Source organism: Coleofasciculus sp. B1-GNL1-01 (assembly GCF_040220235.1).
Classification (GTDB): domain Bacteria; phylum Cyanobacteriota; class Cyanobacteriia; order Cyanobacteriales; family Coleofasciculaceae; genus Coleofasciculus.
In genome coordinates this window covers 1-3692 of record NZ_JAVJTO010000155.1, presented here as the reverse complement: position 1 = coordinate 3692, position 3692 = coordinate 1, and the positions used below count along the sequence as shown (strand labels likewise).

The following is a 3692-nucleotide window of genomic DNA, read 5'->3' as shown; positions in this document are numbered from 1 at the left end:
TTGTGCAGAGCGTCTCTAAGGCTGAAGGCTTATTTTGTAGGCAAGCCAAGATGTCTGGCGCTAAGGTTGTCTCCAATCTCAGTGGACTCGTCTGATTTTGGTCACGGTTCATGGTATCTTCTAATACCTGACGAACTTGATGTTTGAATGCGTCTAAGGGTGGAGGTTCTCCTTTATCGGAGGACGTGAGAGGGTTTATGGAGCCGCGTTTTGGTTCTGACTTTAGTGGAGTGCGGGTGCATACGGGTGGTGAAGCGGTTCAGATGAATCAGGAGTTGGGCGCTCAGGCGTTTACTCACGGGCAGGATATTTTCTTTAACCAAGGGAAGTATAATCCCGGTTCAACCGATGGCAAGCTTTTGTTGGCACATGAAATGACTCATGTGGTACAGCAGACCGGTGCAGTCTCACGCAAGCAAGAACAACCAGCCATACAATCAGAGAGTTCCGCCCACAAAGTACCTGGATATCTCCAATCGATTTTTTCTTCTCAACAAGGCAACACTGCCTTGTATCGGAAAGAATTACAAGATTTTCAGCAGGTAAACAGCAATAAAACTCTGGATCAATATCAATCTCAACTACAAGAACCTAATCAACGGGTTGAAATTACCCAAACTGCCCCTCTGCAACAAGCACGACTCATGATGCGGGGAAATTCTCCCCCAGGTAAACCGCAAAAGCAGGTCAGTTCAAAAGCCATGGGTCGCCTTGACAAGGCGAAAGAAGCAATTAAACACACTAAATCCGTGTTTTTATACGGTGCAGGTAATCAGACAAAAGCATTGAAGGCAACTAACTTTAACTCCCAGTTCCGTCTTTTGGTTATGCGTGACGATCCTCAGGTTCTTGAGGCTGTGGGTGCAACGAGTTTCTGGCAGTTGACTGACTCGGTGAAGCCTATTGCGGCTGCCAATCCGGAAGCCTTGACAGCAGCTAAGGCAGATCTCGCTCATGGTGGCAATTGTGGTGAACACGCTGAGGTTGCTTTTGATTACTTACGGGTTCAGGCTGTTGGTGAAACGATCAATAGGTCTTCTAAACAGGGATTAGACCATGACTTTGTTCTTATGGGCGTACCAGAAGACACTGATGCGGACATTGTTGTGGCAGATCCTTGGCCAACAAGAGCTACTGCAACAACATGGGAAGATCACTTTGCCTATACATCAGACCGTGAAAAAATCCAACGGAAACACAGAATGGTTGCAGATGGTCAAAATGTGAAAGCTGTTATTGCTGCTGGTCTCACACTTACTGATACAGGTAAGCAGGTTGCAGCCCTGAAACGCTCTAATAAACAAACAAAAGAATTCCTGAAACGCAGTAAGGAACTTCATTTCTGGACACATTCTGATGCCGCAGCAAAGGGACGTGACTATGACTATCATTCGTAATTGCTGTAAGCCCATCACAGTTTCTCTAAATACTTTGGTAACGGGCAAAGATACCCACAAGCAAGGCAAGGAATAATACTATGAAAGCTAGCAATTTAATTAGTTTGATTGCTGTGGTTGTCTGGGGGTGTCAAACCTCTGCCAGCGTCAATTCTAGCCCTATTCCTTTAACCTCACAATTAAACCCCAAAGAAACACCTATGACAAATCCGATGAGACCCACAAATTCTGTTAGTTTCATTCCAGGACCACCAATTCAGCCATCCAGTCAACTACTCAATTGGCTCAACAACGAAACGCAGACAGCTTCTGGCTCAAGAAAACGACTGCGACTTCCAGTGGTGATTTATTTCCAAGATTCCTACCGACTCGCCCTTGGTGATTCCTTTATCGGTACATCTGATCAAGACCGTGACCAAGACACTATTTTTTTGTCTCTTAGTGACGTTGCCATGAGCATATCACTTTTATCTACGTTGAGAGATATCTGCCCAAAAACGGTAAATTCATGTGCCGTATGGCTCGAAGGTTATTGGGGATCACTAATTGATTTTGACTTACCTGAACTATCTGCACTCAGAGAAGATCAAGGAGAAAATACAAAATCGCCTTTTTCTGTTCTGAAAGTCCATGAACTGATTCAAGAACAACCAGAGCAGAATGAGGAGATAAGAGTGTTTATTGAGTCTCCGTCTCCGTGAATTTGGAGATTAAGCCTCACCCAGCTCAAGTCTTGACAGAAATTAAGTTTCCAACTGGAGAGGATAGCAGTGGCTAATTTTAGCCTAACCGATAGAGATGTTACTGAATTAACGAGATTTCAAGAACTGCTGCCAGATGTACGCAGCTACATTCGGCAATATGCACCATCTGACTGGCCTGAGTTTCGCTCAGTTTTGGCTGCTGTTACGGATGAACCCTTAAGTGCGCTAGCAATTTTGCCTTTGGCAAGTTGTGCGGCGGTGGGCGGTAATCCACGAGAAGCGATTCCAGTAAGCGCTGCTTGGGTAGTCCTCAGTTTAGCTATGCGTATCTTAGATGATTTGCAGGATCAGGATCGGTCTGATGCGCTGTGGGCAACGATTGGTTTGGCTCGCAGCTTTAACTTCAGTGCAGCCCTCTATGCTTTATGCAATGAACTCCTAGCTCAAGCTGCATGGACTCCTGAGCTTTATCGAGTCATGAATCAACACTTTGCTCAAACAGGACTGCGCTTATCAAAAGGTCAAGATCGGGATCTATGCAATCTAACTCTCACGATTGAAGACTACTGGCATACGATAGAAGACAAAAATGCTAGTGCCTTTGTTTTAGCCTGTACTGCTGGTGGACTTTGCGGTACTGATAACCCAAAATTTCTTGATGCCTGTCGCAGGTTTGGATATCATCTTGGATTGGCTCTACAGTTGTTTGATGATTTTGAAGGAATTTGGGGACAATCTGGCAGGGGTGACTTGGTAATGGGTAAGATAACATTGCCAGTTATTTACGGTCTCAACGTAGCCCATAATCGGCGTGATGAACTCCAGAAACTAATCGATGATGCTAGTTTAGCGAAGGAATCAGAACGGATTCGTGAGATTCTCGATCAGATTAATACTCGTGATTTTATGATTTGGACAGCTTTGCAAGAGCGTAAAAAAGCGGTTGCAGCTTTGGAACCCTGTCCAGGTCAGCAGGGGGTTACGGCTTTAACTGCTTATGTAACTACAATTTTTGCCCACATTGAGGATGTTTTGAGGTAGCGCGATCACGCTATTCTTGACCAAACCAAAAAATGTTTAGAGTTAGTAAGGCGATGGAGACGGTAAATTAAAATATCAAATCGGAGAAAAGGTATAAGGTGAAGGGGAATCTGTGCGATCGCGCTTGGGAATTTGTCCTGGAAAGCCCCATTTAACGAGACAGTAGATAGCAAAATTAGCTGTGTTAAAATCACAATCTAATAACGTGTAGGCGATCGCTTTTTTGGTGAGTGCGATCGCGGATATTGTCGGCTGCGTTACGGCAAGATTTATGCTTTATGCGCTACGTTGTTTCTCGCAGTTCGCTGGCGCGTAGTGATAGTGTTCTGGATAGGCGATGAGGAGATAGAACGATAGAGTTTCCTCCAGGATTGAGCTGGATTCAATAAATCATCAGGTAACTGAGGTGGCATCATGTATAAACCCCTACAAAAGAAAAATTCCTCCTGGACTCCAACAACGGCACAGAAAAAGAGCAAGAGTCCGTCTAAATTAGGGCATTTTTCGATTCAACCCAAGCCAAATCAAAAATCGTCTCAGTCGCCGGAAA

The 3692-nt window shown here is 44.7% G+C and carries 3 protein-coding genes; all 3 read left to right on the top strand.

What is annotated here, in order from left to right; all coding sequences use genetic code 11:
• The first annotated feature begins 143 nt into the window (after window positions 1-143).
• Entirely contained in the window at window positions 144-1397 is a 1254-nt protein-coding gene (locus RID53_RS33700) for an eCIS core domain-containing protein (RefSeq protein ID WP_446392242.1), read from the top strand.
• A gap of 80 nt (window positions 1398-1477) precedes the next feature.
• Window positions 1478-2098 (top strand): hypothetical protein, encoded by a 621-nt coding sequence (locus RID53_RS33695; protein WP_446392241.1) that lies wholly within the window; start codon window positions 1478-1480, stop codon window positions 2096-2098.
• A gap of 69 nt (window positions 2099-2167) precedes the next feature.
• A complete protein-coding gene (locus RID53_RS33690; RefSeq protein WP_446392240.1) occupies window positions 2168-3142 on the top strand; it encodes a polyprenyl synthetase family protein in 975 nt (324 codons plus the stop codon).
• Window positions 3143-3692 lie beyond the last annotated feature (550 nt).

Excerpts from the sequence above, each read along its gene's own strand:
- RID53_RS33695 (WP_446392241.1), top strand. The coding sequence starts at position 1,478 with ATGAAAGCTAGCAATTTAATTAGTTTGATTGCTGTGGTTGTCTGGGGG.